The sequence below is a fragment of the Streptomyces sp. CLV115 genome (assembly GCF_038448545.1).
Taxonomy (GTDB): domain Bacteria; phylum Actinomycetota; class Actinomycetes; order Streptomycetales; family Streptomycetaceae; genus Streptomyces; species Streptomyces sanglieri.
Genome location: NZ_JBCEWQ010000202.1, coordinates 1 through 14,066, shown reverse-complemented (window position 1 = coordinate 14,066; position 14,066 = coordinate 1). Strand labels below are relative to the sequence as shown.

Genomic DNA, 14,066 nt, shown 5'->3' with positions numbered 1-14,066 from the left:
GGACGGTCAGGGGCGGGCGGGCAGGACCACGGTCTCGGCCGCGTCGAAGCCGGCCCCGACCGTCGCACCCTCCTCGGGGACGTCCCGCAGCGAGCACTCCGCCTCCAGCTCCGGACCGTCCCGAGGCACCAGCCGCACGGCGACGTGATCGCCCCGGAACGTACGCGTCCCGACCACACAGCGCAGCCCCTGGTCCGGGGCGCCGATCCGGACCCCGGCAGGGCGCACCAGCAGATCGCACGCCCCCTGCGGCGAGCCCCCGGGCACCGGCACCTCGCCCCACACCGTGTCGGCGACGGTGCCGCTCACCGTCGCCCCGACCACGTTGTCGAAGCCGAGGAACCGGGCGACGAAGGCGGAGGCGGGCCGCTGCCAGACCTCCAGCGGGGTGCCCACCTGGGCGATCCGACCGTCCCGCATCACCACCACCCGGTCGGCCAGCGCGAACGCCTCGCCCTGGTCGTGGGTGACGGCGAGCACCGTGGTGCCCAAGCGCCCGAAGAGCGTGCGCAGTTCGACGACGAGCCGCTCGCGCAGCCCGCGGTCGAGCTGGCCGAGCGGCTCGTCCAGCATCAGCAGCTTGGGGCTCGGGGCGAGGGCCCGGGCGAGAGCGACGCGCTGCTGCTCACCGCCGGACAGGGCGGCGACGGCGCGGCGTTCGGCGCCGGGCAGGCCCACCATGTCGAGAAGTTCGCCGACCCTGTGCTCCTGGTCGCGGTGCGACACCCCGCGCATCCGCAGCCCGAAGGCCACGTTGGCGCCGACATCGCGGTGCGGGAAGAGCTGGTGGTCCTGGAACATCAGGCCGAGTCCGCGCCGGTGCACCGGCACGCCGGCCTGGTCCGCGCCGTCCAGCAGCACCCGGCCGCCGTCCGGCGGGTGCAGTCCGGCGACCACCCGCAGCAGGGTGGACTTGCCGCTTCCGCTCGGCCCGAGCACGCACACGATCTCGTGCTCGGCGACCTTCAGGTCCACCGCGTCGAGTGCCGCCCGCTCGCCGAAGCGAACCGTGGCCGATTCCAGTGTCAGCATTTCTAGAACTCCCCGGACCGGTCCGTGCGGATACGTTCGAGCAGCAGCAGCGATACGGCGCAGACCACCATCAGGATGGTGCTCAGGGCCATCGCCTGGCCGTAGTTGAGCTCCCCGGCCCGACCCAGCAGCCGGGCCACGGCGACCGGCAGCGTCGGGCGGTCGGGCCGGGCGATGAACACCGTCGCACCGAACTCACCGAGCGAGACGGCGAACGCGAAACCGGCCGCGACCAGCAACGCCCGCCGCACCAGCGGCAGATCGACCTCCCGCCAGGCCCGCAGCGGCGAGGCGCCGAGCACCGCGGCCGCTTCCCTGAGCCGCCCGTCCACGGCGCGCAGGACGGGCAGCATGGTCCGTACGACGAAGGGCACACCGACCAGCGCCTGGGCGAGCGGCACCAGGATCCAGGAGGTCCGCAGGTCCAGCGGCGGCTTGTCCAGGGTGATCAGGAAGCCGAAGCCGACGGTGACCGCGGACACCCCGAGCGGCAGCATCAGCAGCGCGTCGAAACCGCGCACCAGCCGCCCGGCGCGCCGGGTCAGCGCCGCGGCGGCGAGCCCGCCGACGACCAGCGCGATGACCGTCGCGACCAGCGCGTACTGCAGGGAGTTCCAGATCGCTTCGAGCGGCGCGACCAGGAACGTACCGCCGCCCGCGTCCACGGATCCCAGCGCACGGTAGAAGTCGAGACCGTGGCCGCCGGTGGTGTCCACGGAGCGCTCGACCAGCACCCCGAGCGGCAGCAGGATCAGCAGCAACACCGTCAGCAGCACTCCGCCGAGCAGCGCCCACTGCCCGGCGCCGCGCGGCCTGCGGGCGGTCTGCGCGGGATCGACCAGCTTCAGCGCGGTCTCCCTGCGCCGTACGGTCCAGGCGTGCACGGCGAGGATCGCGCCGACCGCCGCGAACTGCACCAGCGTCAGCACGGCGGCCGTCGGCAGGGCGAGCAGCTGCGCGGTCTGCCGGTAGATCTCCACTTCAAGGGTGGCGTAGCCGGGACCGCCGAGGATCTGCACGACCCCGAAGGAGGTGAAGGTGAAGAGGAAGACCATCAGCGCGGCGGCGGCCACGGCGGGTGCCAGGGCCGGCAGGGTGACCCGCCGCCAGGCGGCGAACCGTCCCGCGCCGAGCACCCTGGCGGCCTCCTCCTGCCGGGGGTCGAGCTGGGACCACAGGCCGCCGACCGTCCGGACGACCACCGCGTAGTTGAAGAAGACGTGGGCGAGCAGGATCGCCCAGACCGTGGTGTCGAGCCGTATGCCCCAGAGTTCGTCGAGGAATCCGCCGCGTCCCAGCAGCGCCAGGAAGGCCGTCCCGACGACCACGGTCGGCAGGACGAACGGCACCGTGACGACCGCCCGCAGCAGTTGCTTGCCGGGGAAGTCGAAGCGGGCGAAGACATACGCCCCGGGCAGCGCGATCAGCAGGGTCAGCGCGGTCGAGGCGAGCGCCTGCCAGGTGGTGAACCAGAGGACGTCGCGGATGTCCGGCCGGGCCAGCACCTCGCCGATCCGGCCGAACTGCCAGACGCCGTCCACCTTCAGGCCGCGGCCGACGATCGCGGCGACCGGGTAGGCGAAGAACAGCGCGAAGAACGCGACGGGCACGGCCATCAGGCCGAGCCGCATCGCGCTCCCGCGCCGGGCCTTCGCACGGGCGGGCCCCGCCGCGCGGGTGCGCCTTCCCGGGCCGCCCGTCCCGCCCGCGTCCGTTCCGCGTACGGGGCTCCTGGCTACTTCACTACGAGCGAGGACCACGACTGGACCCACTGCTCACGGTTCTTGGCGATCTTCTCCGGGGCCACGGTCGCCGGCGCGTCCACCGTCGCACCGAACTTAGTAAAGAGCTCCGGCAGCGCCGCGTCCTTGACGACCGGGTTGACGAACATGTTGAGCGGCATGTCCTCCTGGAACTTCTTGCTGATCAGGAAGTCCAGCAGGGCCTTGCCGCCCGCCTCGTTCTTCGCGCCGTTCAGCAGACCGGCGAACTCGATCTGCCGGAAGCAGGTCCCGGTGGCGACGCCGGTCGGGGCCTTCGCAGGCTGCGGCTTCGCGTACAGCACCTCGACGGGCGGGCTGGAGGCGTACGAGACGACGAGCGGCCGGTCCGCCTTGGCCTTCTGCCCGCCGGCCGATCCGGAGAACTCCTCGTTGTAGGCCTGCTCCCAGCCGTCGACGACCTTGACGCCGTTGCGCTCCAGCTTCTTCCAGTAGTCCTGGTAGCCCTTCTCGCCGTAGGTGGCGACGGTGCCGAGGAGGAAGCCGAGGCCGGGCGACGAGGTCCCGGCGTTCTCGGTGACGAGCAGGTCCTTGTACGCCGGCTTCGCCAGGTCGTCGAAGGACTGCGGCGGTGCGAGCTTCTTGTCCGCGAAGTACTTCTTGTCATAGTTCACGCAGATGTCGCCGGTGTCGACCGGGGTGACCCGGTGCTTGTCGGCGTCGAGCCGGGTGTCCGCCGCGACCCGGTCGATGCCCTTCGCCCGGTACGGCGTGAAGAGGCCGCTGTCGAGGGCACGGGAGAGCAGGGTGTTGTCGACGCCGAAGAACACGTCGCCGCGCGGTGAGCCCTTGGTCAGGATCTCCTGGTTGAGCGCGACCCCCGCGTCGCCGCTCTTGAGCACCTTGACGGTGTAGCCGGTCTCCTCAGTGAACTCCTTCAGCACGTCCTTGGAAGCGTTGAAGGAGTCGTGGCTGACGAGGGTCACGGTCTTGGAGGCCGAGCCCTTCGTGCCGCCGGAACCGCCGGCCGATTCGTCGGAGCTCCCGCAGCCGGCGAGTGCGGTGACGCCGAGCGCGGCTGCGACGGCCGACGCCGCGAGCTGCCTGGTCCTGCGTGTGGTGGTCATTGTGGATTCCTCCTGGGTTTTGGCCAGGAAGAGACGCGGCCCTGCCCGCGGGAAGCGGGCAGGGCGCAACAGCATGAGTTGATGACCGAACTTCCTACCCGGAATGACCCGGGCGAGGTTCAGAGGGTCTGCGGCCGACCTGTACTCGGTGCCGCACTCTCAGCGCTGTGGCGCTCCCCTGTCGGAATATGAAGTTGATTTCGGGCCCAGATTACACGGGCCCTTTCCGGCTCAGCGCTCGGCTGCCGCCAACTGCCCGCAGGCCCCGTCGATCTCCTGACCGCGGGTGTCCCGCACGGTGACCGGCACCCCGTGGGCGGCGATCGCCTCGACGAACGCCTTCTCGTCCTCGGGCCGCGAGGCGGTCCACTTGGAACCGGGCGTGGGGTTCAGCGGGATCAGGTTGACGTGCACCCGCTTGCCCTTGAGGAGCCGGCCGAGCCGGTCCCCGCGCCACGCCTGGTCGTTGATGTCGCGGATCAGCGCGTACTCGATGGAGATGCGACGGCCGGACTTCTCCGCGTACTCCCACGCGGCGTCCAGCACCTCGCCGACCTTCCAGCGCGTGTTCACGGGGACGAGGGTGTCGCGCAGCTCGTCGTCCGGCGCGTGCAGCGAGACGGCGAGGCGGCACTTGAAGCCCTCGTCCGCGAAGCGGAGCATCGCGGGCACCAGGCCCACGGTGGAGACCGTGATCCCGCGCTGCGAGAGCCCCAGCCCGTCGGGCTCCGGGTCGGTGAGCCGGCGGATCGCGCCGACCACCCGGTTGTAGTTGGCGAGCGGCTCGCCCATGCCCATGAAGACGATGTTGGAGAGCCGCGCCGGACCGCCGGGGACCTCTCCGTCGCGCAGCGCCCGCATGCCGTCCACGATCTGGTGGACGATCTCGGCGGTCGACAGGTTGCGGTCGAGTCCGGCCTGTCCCGTGGCACAGAACGGGCAGTTCATCCCGCAGCCGGCCTGTGAGGAGATGCACATCGTGACCCGCTCCGGGTAGCGCATCAGAACGGACTCGACGAGCGTCCCGTCGTGCAGCTTCCACAGGGTCTTGCGCGTGGTGTCGTCGTCGCAGCTGATGTGGCGGACCACCGACATCAGGTCGGGGAACATCGCCTCGGCGAGCTTGGTCCGCGATCCGGCCGGGATGTTGGTCCATTCCGCCGGGTCGTGCGCGTACCGCGCGAAGTAGTGCTGCGAGAGCTGCTGGGCGCGGAACGGCTTCTCGCCGATCGCTGCGACGGCTTCCTTGCGCTCGGCGGGCGTGAGGTCGGCGAGATGCCGCGGCGGCTTCTTGGCTCCGCGGGGCGCGACGAAAGTGAGTTCTCCTGGCTTAGGCATGGTCCATCCAGTGTCGCAGACAGAACAGTGCGGGCCCGCCGTCCTGTGGACAGCGGGCCCTCACTCGTAAAGTCCCAGCTCAGGACCCTCTTCTCAGGTGGAGCCGACGAACAGCACCAGCAGCAGCCAGACCACCGGGGCGGTCGGCAGCAGCGAGTCGAGCCGGTCCATGATGCCGCCGTGCCCCGGCAGCAGCGTGCCCATGTCCTTGATCCCGAGGTCCCGCTTGATCATCGATTCGCCCAGGTCACCGAGGGTGGCGCTGGCCGCGACCGCGAGCCCGAGCAGCAGCCCCTGCCACCAGGAGCCGCCGTCGATCAGGAACTGCATGCACAGCGCACCGGCGACCATCGCGAAGGCGACGGCCCCGAACAGACCCTCCCGGGTCTTTCCGGGGCTGATGCGCGGTGCCAGCTTGTGCTTCCCGAAGCGCCAGCCGACGGCGTACGCACCCGTGTCGCTGACCACGGTCAGCAGCAGGAAGGTGAGCACCCGCTGCGGCCCGTCGTCGGCGGTCAGGAGCATGGCGACGAACGTGGCGAGGAACGGCACGTAGAACACCGCGAACACACCGGCCGTGACGTCCTTGAGGTAGTCCTCGGGCGGTTCGGTCATCCGCCAGACGAGCACCGCCAGCGCGGTCAGCGCCGTCGCCGCCCAGGCGCCTTCGGCACCCCATACGTAACCGGCGACGACCATCGCCGCGCCGCCCACCGCCAGCGGGACGAGCGGCGCCTTGATGCCCTTGCGCTCCTGGAGCCGCGAGGTGAGCTCCCAGAGGCCCACGACGACGGCGACCACGACCACGCCGACGAAGACGTCCTTGACGATGAACAGCGAGGCGACGATGAGGGCGCCGAGCCCCACACCGACCCCTATGGCGGCTCGCAGGTCACGGCCCGCACGTTTCTTCTGCGGGGGCGGCGGCGCGGTGGACATGGGCTCCTGCGGCTTCTCGTCACGGAACAGGGGGCCGCCGCTCAGGCGTCCGGCCCCCTGGTCCCGGTCATCACGGTCGTCAGCGTCTCTACCTGCGTCGGGAACGTCCGGCACGATGGGCATGGGCCGAGTCTGCTGGGCGTCATACACATCGTATGCAGGACCCGCCGGGGCCGCCTGCATCTCGGGCGCACCCCAGCGACCGGCTCCCTGCGGGGCGCCCCAGGAAGAGTCGTTCATCAGACTTCGAGCAGCTCGGCTTCCTTGTGCTTCAGCAGCTCGTCGACCTGCGCGACGTACTTCGCGGTGGTGTCGTCGAGCTCCTTCTCGGCGCGGCGCACCTCGTCCTCGCCCGACTCCTTGTCCTTGACCAGCTTGTCGAGGGTCTCCTTGGCCTTGCGGCGCACCGCGCGGATGGAGATCTTGGAGTCCTCGGCCTTGCTCTTGGCGACCTTGATGTAGTCGCGGCGGCGCTCCTCGGTGAGCTCCGGGAAGGTCACCCGGATGATATTGCCGTCGTTGCTCGGGTTGACGCCGAGGTCCGAGTCGCGGATGGCCTGCTCGATGTTGCGCAGCGCGGTCTTGTCGAACGGCGTCACGACGGCCATGCGCGGCTCGGGCACCGAGAACGAGGCGAGCTGGTTGATCGGGGTCAGCGCGCCGTAGTAGTCGGCGACGATCTTGTTGAACATCGCCGGGTGCGCACGGCCGGTACGGATCGCGGCGAAGTCCTCTTTCGCGACGACTACGGCCTTCTCCATCTTCTCCTCGGCTTCGAGGAGGGTTTCTTCGATCACCACGTGCTCCTGCGTGTCTTGAGTGGCCCGTCGTGCCGGGGCCCGGCGGGTCCTGCGTCGCGTCCTCACCTGCACGGTGTCCGACCGGCAGGCCGTTGTCCATCCTTCGGGGCCGGTCCCGGGGATCCCCCGGGGGCCCGGACCTCCCCGTCGTACTCCGGGAAGGTCCCCCGGTCCTCAGGCCCGGGTGCTCCGGTCACTCACGAGCGTGCCGATCTTCTCACCCTTGACCGCGCGGGCGATATTGCCGGTCGCGGTCAGCTCGAAGACGAGGATCGGAAGGTCGTTGTCACGGCAGAGCGTGATGGCGGTGGCGTCGGCGACCTTGAGATCGCGGGCGAGAACCTCGCTGTACTCGAGCGCGTCGAACTTCACCGCGTCGGGGTTGCTCTTCGGGTCGGAGTCGTAGACCCCGTCCACCCCGTTCTTGCCCATCAGGAGAGCCTCGGCGTCGATCTCCAGGGCGCGCTGGGCGGCAGTGGTGTCGGTGGAGAAGTACGGCATCCCCATGCCGGCGCCGAAGATGACGACGCGGCCCTTCTCCAGGTGGCGCACGGCGCGCAGCGGGATGTACGGCTCCGCGACCTGCCCCATGGTGATGGCGGTCTGGACGCGGGAGTCGATGCCTTCCTTCTCCAGGAAGTCCTGGAGCGCCAGGCAGTTCATGACCGTGCCGAGCATGCCCATGTAGTCGGACCGGGCCCGGTCCATGCCGCGCTGCTGGAGCTCGGCGCCGCGGAAGAAGTTGCCGCCGCCGATGACGATCGCGATTTCCGCGCCGTCACGGACGACCGCCGCGATTTCCCGGGCGATGGCGTGTACGACGTCGGGGTCGACACCGAGACCCCCGCCGCCGGCGAACGCCTCTCCGGACAGCTTCAGCATGAAGCGTCCGGCCACCTTGCCGTCGTCGCGCTTGTGGTCACCTTTTGCGGCGTCCGCGCCCTTGTTCATGGAGATTCTCCTCGTGCACATACGAAGAAGGCCATTGCCGGTGGGTCTGGTGTCCCTCAGCGGCAATGGCCTCCTCGTCAGATCTGCGGTCGTACGGCGTGAGTGCGGCCGACGACTGCACCAGACCCTATCGGGGTCCACCGTGTTTCGCGGACGGACTCAGATGCCGACCTTGATGCGCGAGAAGCGCTTCAGGGTGACACCGGCCTCGTCCAGGACCTTCTGGACGGACTTCTTGTTGTCCAGCGCGTACGGCTGGCCGAGGAGGGTGGCCTCCTTGAAGAAGCCGTTGACGCGACCCTCGACGATCTTCGGGAGCGCGGCCTCGGGCTTGCCCTCGGCGCGTGTGGTCTCCTCGGCGACGCGGCGCTCGGCCTCGACGACCTCGGCCGGGACGTCCTCGCGGGACAGGTACTTCGGGGCGAACGCGGCGATGTGCTGCGCGATGCCCTTGGCCAGCTCGGCGTCGGCCTTGTCCAGCTCGACCAGAACACCGATCTGCGGCGGCAGGTCGGGCATGGTGCGGTGCATGTACGCGGAGACGAACGCGCCGGAGAACTGCGCGAAGCGGTCCAGGACGATCTTCTCGCCGAGGTTGGCGTTGGCCTCGTCGACGTACGCCTGGACGGTCTTGCCGGCCTCGATCTCGGAGGCGAGCAGCGCCTGGATGTCGGCCGGGGAGGTGGCGGCGACGTGGGCGGCGAGGGTGTTCGCGACGTCCTGGAACTTCTCGCCCTTGGCGACGAAGTCCGTCTCGCACTTCAGCTCCAGCAGAACGCCGGACGTCTGGTCCTCGGAGATGAGGGAGACGACGGCACCGTTCTCGGCAGAGCGGCCCTCGCGCTTGGCGACGCCCTTCTGACCCTTGATACGGAGCGCCTCGACGGCCTTGTCGACGTTGCCGTCGGCCTCGTCGAGGGCCTTCTTGCAGTCCATCATGCCGGCGCCGGTCAGCTCGCGGAGCTTCTTGACGTCAGCGGCGGTGTAGTTCGCCATGAGTCTGTATTTCTCTCTCGAAGTCTGAAAGATCTACGGGTGAACGGCGGGGGCGGTGCTTGTGGCACCGGCCCCCGCCGTCGTCAGCCGTGACGGGTGTCAGGCCTGCTCGGCGTCCGCGGCCGGGGCCTCGGCAGCGGGGGCCTCGGCAGCGGGGGCCTCGGCAGCCTCGGCGTCCGCGACCTTCTCGGTCTCGGCGGAGGTCTGAACCTCGGCGTCGGCCTTCTTGTCGCCCTCAAGCAGGTCGCGCTCCCACTCGGCGAGCGGCTCGCCGGCGGCCTTCTCGCCCGGCTTCGAGTCACCGGTGGCGGCACCGGAACGGGCGATGAGGCCCTCGGCGACGGCGTCGGCGATCACACGGGTGAGCAGGGTGACGGAGCGGATCGCGTCGTCGTTGCCCGGAATCTTGTAGTCGACCTCGTCGGGGTCGCAGTTGGTGTCGAGGATCGCGACGACCGGGATGTGGAGCTTGCGCGCCTCACCGACGGCGATGTGCTCCTTCTTGGTGTCGACGATCCAGACGGCGCTCGGCACCTTCTGCATCTCGCGGATACCACCGAGGGTCTTCTCCAGCTTGGCCTTCTCGCGGGAGAGAACCAGGAGCTCCTTCTTGGTGAGGCCGGAGGCGGCCACGTCCTCGAAGTCGATGAGCTCAAGCTCCTTCAGACGCTGAAGGCGCTTGTAGACGGTGGAGAAGTTGGTGAGCATGCCGCCGAGCCAACGCTGGTTGACGTACGGCATGCCGACGCGCGTCGCCTGCTCGGCGATGGCCTCCTGGGCCTGCTTCTTCGTACCCACGAACATGATGGAGCCGCCGTGGGCGACGGTCTCCTTGACGAACTCGTAGGCGCGGTCGATGTACGACAGCGACTGGAGCAGGTCGATGATGTAGATGCCGTTGCGCTCGGTGAAGATGAAGCGCTTCATCTTCGGGTTCCAGCGACGGGTCTGGTGACCGAAGTGGACGCCGCTTTCCAGCAGCTCCCGCATCGTGACGACGGCCATGGCCGTACTCCTTGAGGTGCTCGGTTGTCGCGACCGCAGGATTGCTGTCGCGCCTGACGCCCCGACGCGCCGTGCCACGAGGGACCGAGGAGCGCGGCCACCGTCCGCGAAGAGGGAGGTGGCGGGGCGTGCGAAGTCGACCCGGTGACCCGGATCGCCATAGGAAGTGTACGGGACGGCCCGGGTGCCGGGTGACGGCGCTGTCCACAACCCGCTGGTTGTCCACAGTTCCGGTTCATGATCCCCGCGGATCGGGGCGCTGCGGGACCGTTCTGCCATGCGATGCACACCTGATCCGACCGTCCCGACCGACCCGACCGACCTGGTGGTTCCGGGCGCGGGCACCTGCCGCCCGAGGTCCGTGCCTCGGGTGCGGGAGGCGCTCGTGGTGGTGTTGGCGGCCCTGCTGGCGGTGGGGTGCGGCACAGCGGTCGGCGCCGCAGCCGCGGCCGGCGCTCCGATGCCCACGCCCCCGCCCGTTTCCATGCCCACTCCTCCCATGCCCGTTCCCTCCCCGGCACCCGAGCCGGGCGCGGAGACAGGGACGGAGCCGGGCCCCGAGCCGGGTGCGGAGACAAGGACGGAGCCGGGCACGGACGGCGACCGCGGTTCGGGCCCCGGGCCGGACGGCGACCGGAGCTGGCCGCTTGCCGGTCGGCCCGCGGTCCTGCGGAACTGGGAGCCCCCTGCCGGTCCCTACGCGCGTGGCCACCGCGGGGTCGACCTGGCCGCTGAGCCGGGTGCGGCGGTGCTCGCCGCCGCCTCGGGCCGGGTCTCGTTCGCGGGGCGGGTGGCAAAACGCGGGGTGCTGGCGATCGAGGTGGCCGGCAGCGGTGATCCGCCGCTGCGGACCACGTACGAACCGGTGCGCGCGCTCGTGGCGAAGGGCGAGGAGGTGACGGCGGGGCAGGTGGTGGCGGTCGTGGAGACGGGGCCCTTCCACTGCGCGGCGGGCTGTCTGCACTGGGGCCTGCGGCGCGGTGACACGTATCTGGATCCGTTGTCGCTGCTGCCGCCTTCGCTGCTGCGGCGGGGCCCTTCCCGGCTGCTCCCGGTGTTCGGAGTGCCCGAGCCCGCGCACTCCGCCCGAAGGACCGGGGACGGGCTCGCCGCCCCCGGCGTTCTGCTCGCCGCCGCGATGCGGCGGCGTCAGCCCCGTGCGCCCTGGACGCCTCGAAGGATCATGGCGACGGCGGTGTCCGCGATAACGGCCGGCTCCTCGGCGACGGCCAGTTCGATACGCCGCACCGCGGCGTCCACCGAACCCTGGAGCAACATCGCCGCCAGCCTCGGCTGCGCGTGGCCGAGGTCGCCGAGCGCCTCGACGATCATGGCGATCAGCCCGCCGTGGGCGGCCCTGATCTTCTCGCGCGCGCCGGCGTCCAGCTCGCTCGCCGAAATGGCGACGACCGCCCGGTGGCGGCGGTCCCCGACGAGGTCGAGCTGCCGGCGTACATAGGCCTCGATCTTGCCCTCGGGCGTCGTGGCCTGCTCCATCGCTTTCTCGACCTCGGCCGCCCAGACGGGGAAGTCGACGGCGCACAGCTCTTCGACGACGGCCGCACGGGAGCGGAAGTACTCATACACGGAGGACCTGGCCAGGCCCGTGCGTTCGGCGAGGGCGGGGAAGGTCAGTGCTTCCGTACCTCCCTCGGACAGCAAGGAGCGTGCGGCGTCCAGGAGGGCGCCGCGCTGCATGGTCCGGTGCTCGGCCACCGAGGCCGCTCGAATCCTGGGCACGAGTCCACTGTACGGCGACCGGTGTTCGAGAGGGCGGGTGCGGCCCGGATCGATGGCCGAAGCAGCCACGGCCGACGCCGGCCGTGAGCGGGGCTCAGCGTCCGGCGTCGGCCAGCTTTGCACGCAGTTGCAGCACCGATTTGGTGTGGATCTGGCTGACCCGGCTCTCGGTGACTCCGAGGACATTGCCGATCTCGGCGAGGGTGAGGCCCTCGTAGTAGTAGAGCGTGACGACCGTCTTCTCACGCTCCGGGAGCGTGTTGATGGCCCGGGCCAGCAACCGTCTGAGCTCGCGGTCCTCGGCGACCTCCACCGGATTGTCGGCGGCGGTGTCCTCAAGAGTGTCCATCAGGCTGAGCCGGTCGCCGCCCTCGCCGCCGACATGCAGCAGCTCCTCCAGCGCGACCACGTTCGCCAGTGACAACTGGCTGAAAACCGCGTGGAGTTCCTCCAGCGCGATGCCCATCTCCGCGGCGACCTCCGGCTCGGACGGGGTGCGCCGCAACTGCGCCTCCAGCGTGGCGTAGGCGCGTTCCACCGCCCGCGCCTTCTGGCGCACCGAGCGCGGGATCCAGTCCAGTGCCCGGAGTTCGTCGATCATCGCGCCCCGGATGCGGGTGATCGCGTAGGTCTCGAACTTGATCGCGCGCTCGATGTCGAACTTCTCGATCGCGTCGATCAGCCCGAAGACCCCGGAGGAGACGAAGTCCGCCTGCTCGACATTGGAAGGCAGTCCCACGCTCACCCGGCCCGCGACGTACTTCACCAGCGGCGAGTAGTGCAGGATCAGCTGCTCCCGCAGCCGCCCGTCGCCCGTGGACTTGTACGAACGCCACAACTCGTCGAGCGAGGAGGGGGCGGGGGGCCGCACAGTGCCACGCGCAGCCGGTGGCACTGCTGCGCGGTCAGACCCGGAGGTGTGCTGGGGCATGTGGTGCCTTGAGCCGTTCTGCTGTGAAGTGCTGGGACGTTTGTCTGAGTCGGAACCCTTGTGAGCGTAGCGTGACCACAATGTCGCGGTCCGCGCAGGATAGAGGATCGGCGCTGCACGAATCCGGCCGATCCGACATGGTTCAGGTCCGGGGCCGTCGCTGTGCGCGTCGGCCCCGGAGGCGTCACCGAAGGATCCGCCGAGGTCATCGGCATCACCTTTTCACCCGAATGCTCCAGGTCAAGTACCGCCTCGCCGCGCGTCGCCATTGCAAGTCGGCCGCGGCGTCAACTGCCATCCATCGCCATCCCGTTCGACGAACCCCAGTGAGTGCAGTTCGTACAGCCTGCCGAGTGCTTCGTCGGTGCCGGTTCCGGCCGTGCGGGCCACATCGCGCCCGCTCAGGGCACCCCGGTACGGCAGGGCGTCGAGGACTCTGGCGGAGACCTCGTCGAGCAGGTCCCTGGGGTGCACGGGGCCGCGTCTGGCCGGGGCCAGTTCACCGATGTTCCCCACCAGTTCGGCCACTTCGGCGGCATCGGTCACCAGCACACCCTCTCCGCGCAGCAGTTCATGGACCCCTGCCGACAGCCCGCTGGTGGCGGGCCCCGGCACCCCCATGGTGAAGCGGCCGAGCCGCTGTGCGCAGCGCGCGGTGACGAGCGAGCCACTGCGGTGTTCGGCCTCCACGACGACCGTCCCGCGCGTCAACGCGGCGATGACCCGGTTCCGGAGGATGAATCTGCTGCGGGTGGGATGATCGGACGGTGGTAATTCGCCGATGACGAGCCCTTGTTGCGCGATCCGTCCGATCAGCTCGGCGTGTCCCCGGGGGTAGGGGACGTCCACCCCGCAGGCCAGGACCGCCATCGTCGCCCCGCCGGCGGCGAGTGCGCCGCGGTGCGCCGCCCCGTCGACCCCGAACGCGGCTCCGGACACGACCACCCACCCCAGCTCCGCGAGTCCCGAGCCGAGTCCGGCCGCCATGTGCGATCCGTACGGGGTGCAGGCGCGCGCGCCGACCACGGCGACCGAGCGCAGCGCCCAGAGCCGCAGATCGCGGGGGCCCCGCACCCACAGGCCGGTCGGTCTGGCGTCCGCGAGGTCGTCGAGCTGGCTGGGCCACTCCAGGTCCCCGGGGCAGATGAACCGCCCGCCGAGCGCGGCGACCGCCGAGAGGTCCCGGCCGGGATCGACGCTCTCGGCGCGCAGCCGGTACCCGGCCAGCCGCTTCGCGGTCATTCCGCTCAGCTGCTCGGCGGTGCCGTCCCCGGCGGTGATCCGCCGTATCAGCTCGACCGCGCCGCACTCACGCAGCCAGCGGCCGCCGCGCTCGTCCCCCGGCTCGATGACGCGGGTCAGCGCGGCCCGCGCCAGCCGCTCCTGACTGCTCACCACCGCCCCGGGCGCCGTTCCGTCCCCCTCCCCCGGGCCGTCTTTCGGGTCGTGTTCCGGGCTCTGCACCCGTACGTCCCCCACCCGGTCC

General features: G+C 70.4%; 12 protein-coding genes and 1 pseudogene. 1 reads left to right on the top strand and 12 read right to left on the bottom strand.

What is annotated here, in order from left to right; genetic code table 11:
• Positions 1-6 precede the first annotated feature (6 nt).
• The 9 genes from AADR41_RS37880 to rpsB all read right to left on the bottom strand — a co-directional run bounded on the left by AADR41_RS37880 (position 7) and on the right by rpsB (position 9,909).
• Positions 7-1,032, bottom strand: coding sequence for an ABC transporter ATP-binding protein (locus AADR41_RS37880; RefSeq protein WP_342286677.1), 1,026 nt, complete (start codon positions 1,030-1,032; stop codon positions 7-9).
• Positions 1,033-1,034: 2 nt separating this feature from the next.
• A complete protein-coding gene (locus tag AADR41_RS37875) occupies positions 1,035-2,663 on the bottom strand; it encodes an ABC transporter permease (RefSeq protein WP_342286675.1) in 1,629 nt (542 codons plus the stop codon).
• Positions 2,664-2,767: 104 nt separating this feature from the next.
• Entirely contained in the window at positions 2,768-3,880 is a 1,113-nt protein-coding gene (locus tag AADR41_RS37870; protein ID WP_342286674.1) for a thiamine ABC transporter substrate-binding protein, read from the bottom strand.
• A 231-nt stretch (positions 3,881-4,111) separates the two neighbouring features.
• Positions 4,112-5,218 carry a 23S rRNA (adenine(2503)-C(2))-methyltransferase RlmN gene (gene rlmN, locus AADR41_RS37865; RefSeq protein ID WP_124716117.1) on the bottom strand — a complete coding sequence of 369 codons (1,107 nt, stop codon included), beginning with the start codon at positions 5,216-5,218 and terminating at the stop codon, positions 4,112-4,114.
• A 93-nt stretch (positions 5,219-5,311) separates the two neighbouring features.
• Complete coding sequence (locus tag AADR41_RS37860) at positions 5,312-6,397, bottom strand: phosphatidate cytidylyltransferase (protein WP_342286671.1); 1,086 nt, start codon at positions 6,395-6,397, stop codon at positions 5,312-5,314.
• Entirely contained in the window at positions 6,397-6,954 is a 558-nt protein-coding gene (gene frr, locus AADR41_RS37855; protein ID WP_093545310.1) for a ribosome recycling factor, read from the bottom strand. Before frr ends, AADR41_RS37860 begins: the two co-directional genes overlap by 1 nt.
• 177 nt (positions 6,955-7,131) lie before the next feature.
• The gene (gene pyrH, locus AADR41_RS37850; RefSeq protein WP_342286669.1) at positions 7,132-7,908 is read right to left on the bottom strand and encodes a UMP kinase; all 777 of its coding nucleotides are present in this window, start codon (positions 7,906-7,908) and stop codon (positions 7,132-7,134) included.
• 159 nt (positions 7,909-8,067) lie between these two features.
• Positions 8,068-8,904: a translation elongation factor Ts gene (gene tsf / locus AADR41_RS37845; RefSeq protein ID WP_259934944.1), complete on the bottom strand. Its 837-nt coding sequence runs from the start codon at positions 8,902-8,904 to the stop codon at positions 8,068-8,070.
• Between the two features lie 99 nt (positions 8,905-9,003).
• Positions 9,004-9,909: a 30S ribosomal protein S2 gene (gene rpsB, locus AADR41_RS37840; protein WP_342286668.1), complete on the bottom strand. Its 906-nt coding sequence runs from the start codon at positions 9,907-9,909 to the stop codon at positions 9,004-9,006.
• Between the two features lie 460 nt (positions 9,910-10,369).
• Here rpsB and AADR41_RS37835 point away from each other — a divergent pair.
• A pseudogene (locus AADR41_RS37835) lies at positions 10,370-10,984 on the top strand (peptidoglycan DD-metalloendopeptidase family protein); the annotation flags it as partial.
• Between the two features lie 74 nt (positions 10,985-11,058).
• On the opposite strand, the gene AADR41_RS37830 reads toward AADR41_RS37835, so the two are convergent.
• The 3 genes from AADR41_RS37830 to dprA all read right to left on the bottom strand — a co-directional run bounded on the left by AADR41_RS37830 (position 11,059) and on the right by dprA (position 14,059).
• Positions 11,059-11,625 carry a TetR/AcrR family transcriptional regulator gene (locus tag AADR41_RS37830; protein WP_342286680.1) on the bottom strand — a complete coding sequence of 189 codons (567 nt, stop codon included), beginning with the start codon at positions 11,623-11,625 and terminating at the stop codon, positions 11,059-11,061.
• Between the two features lie 118 nt (positions 11,626-11,743).
• Positions 11,744-12,580 carry an RNA polymerase sigma factor WhiG gene (whiG, locus tag AADR41_RS37825; protein WP_342286666.1) on the bottom strand — a complete coding sequence of 279 codons (837 nt, stop codon included), beginning with the start codon at positions 12,578-12,580 and terminating at the stop codon, positions 11,744-11,746.
• 240 nt (positions 12,581-12,820) lie between these two features.
• Positions 12,821-14,059, bottom strand: a complete 1,239-nt coding sequence (gene dprA, locus AADR41_RS37820) for a DNA-processing protein DprA (RefSeq protein ID WP_446751180.1) — start codon at positions 14,057-14,059, stop codon at positions 12,821-12,823.
• Positions 14,060-14,066: the final 7 nt, after the last annotated feature.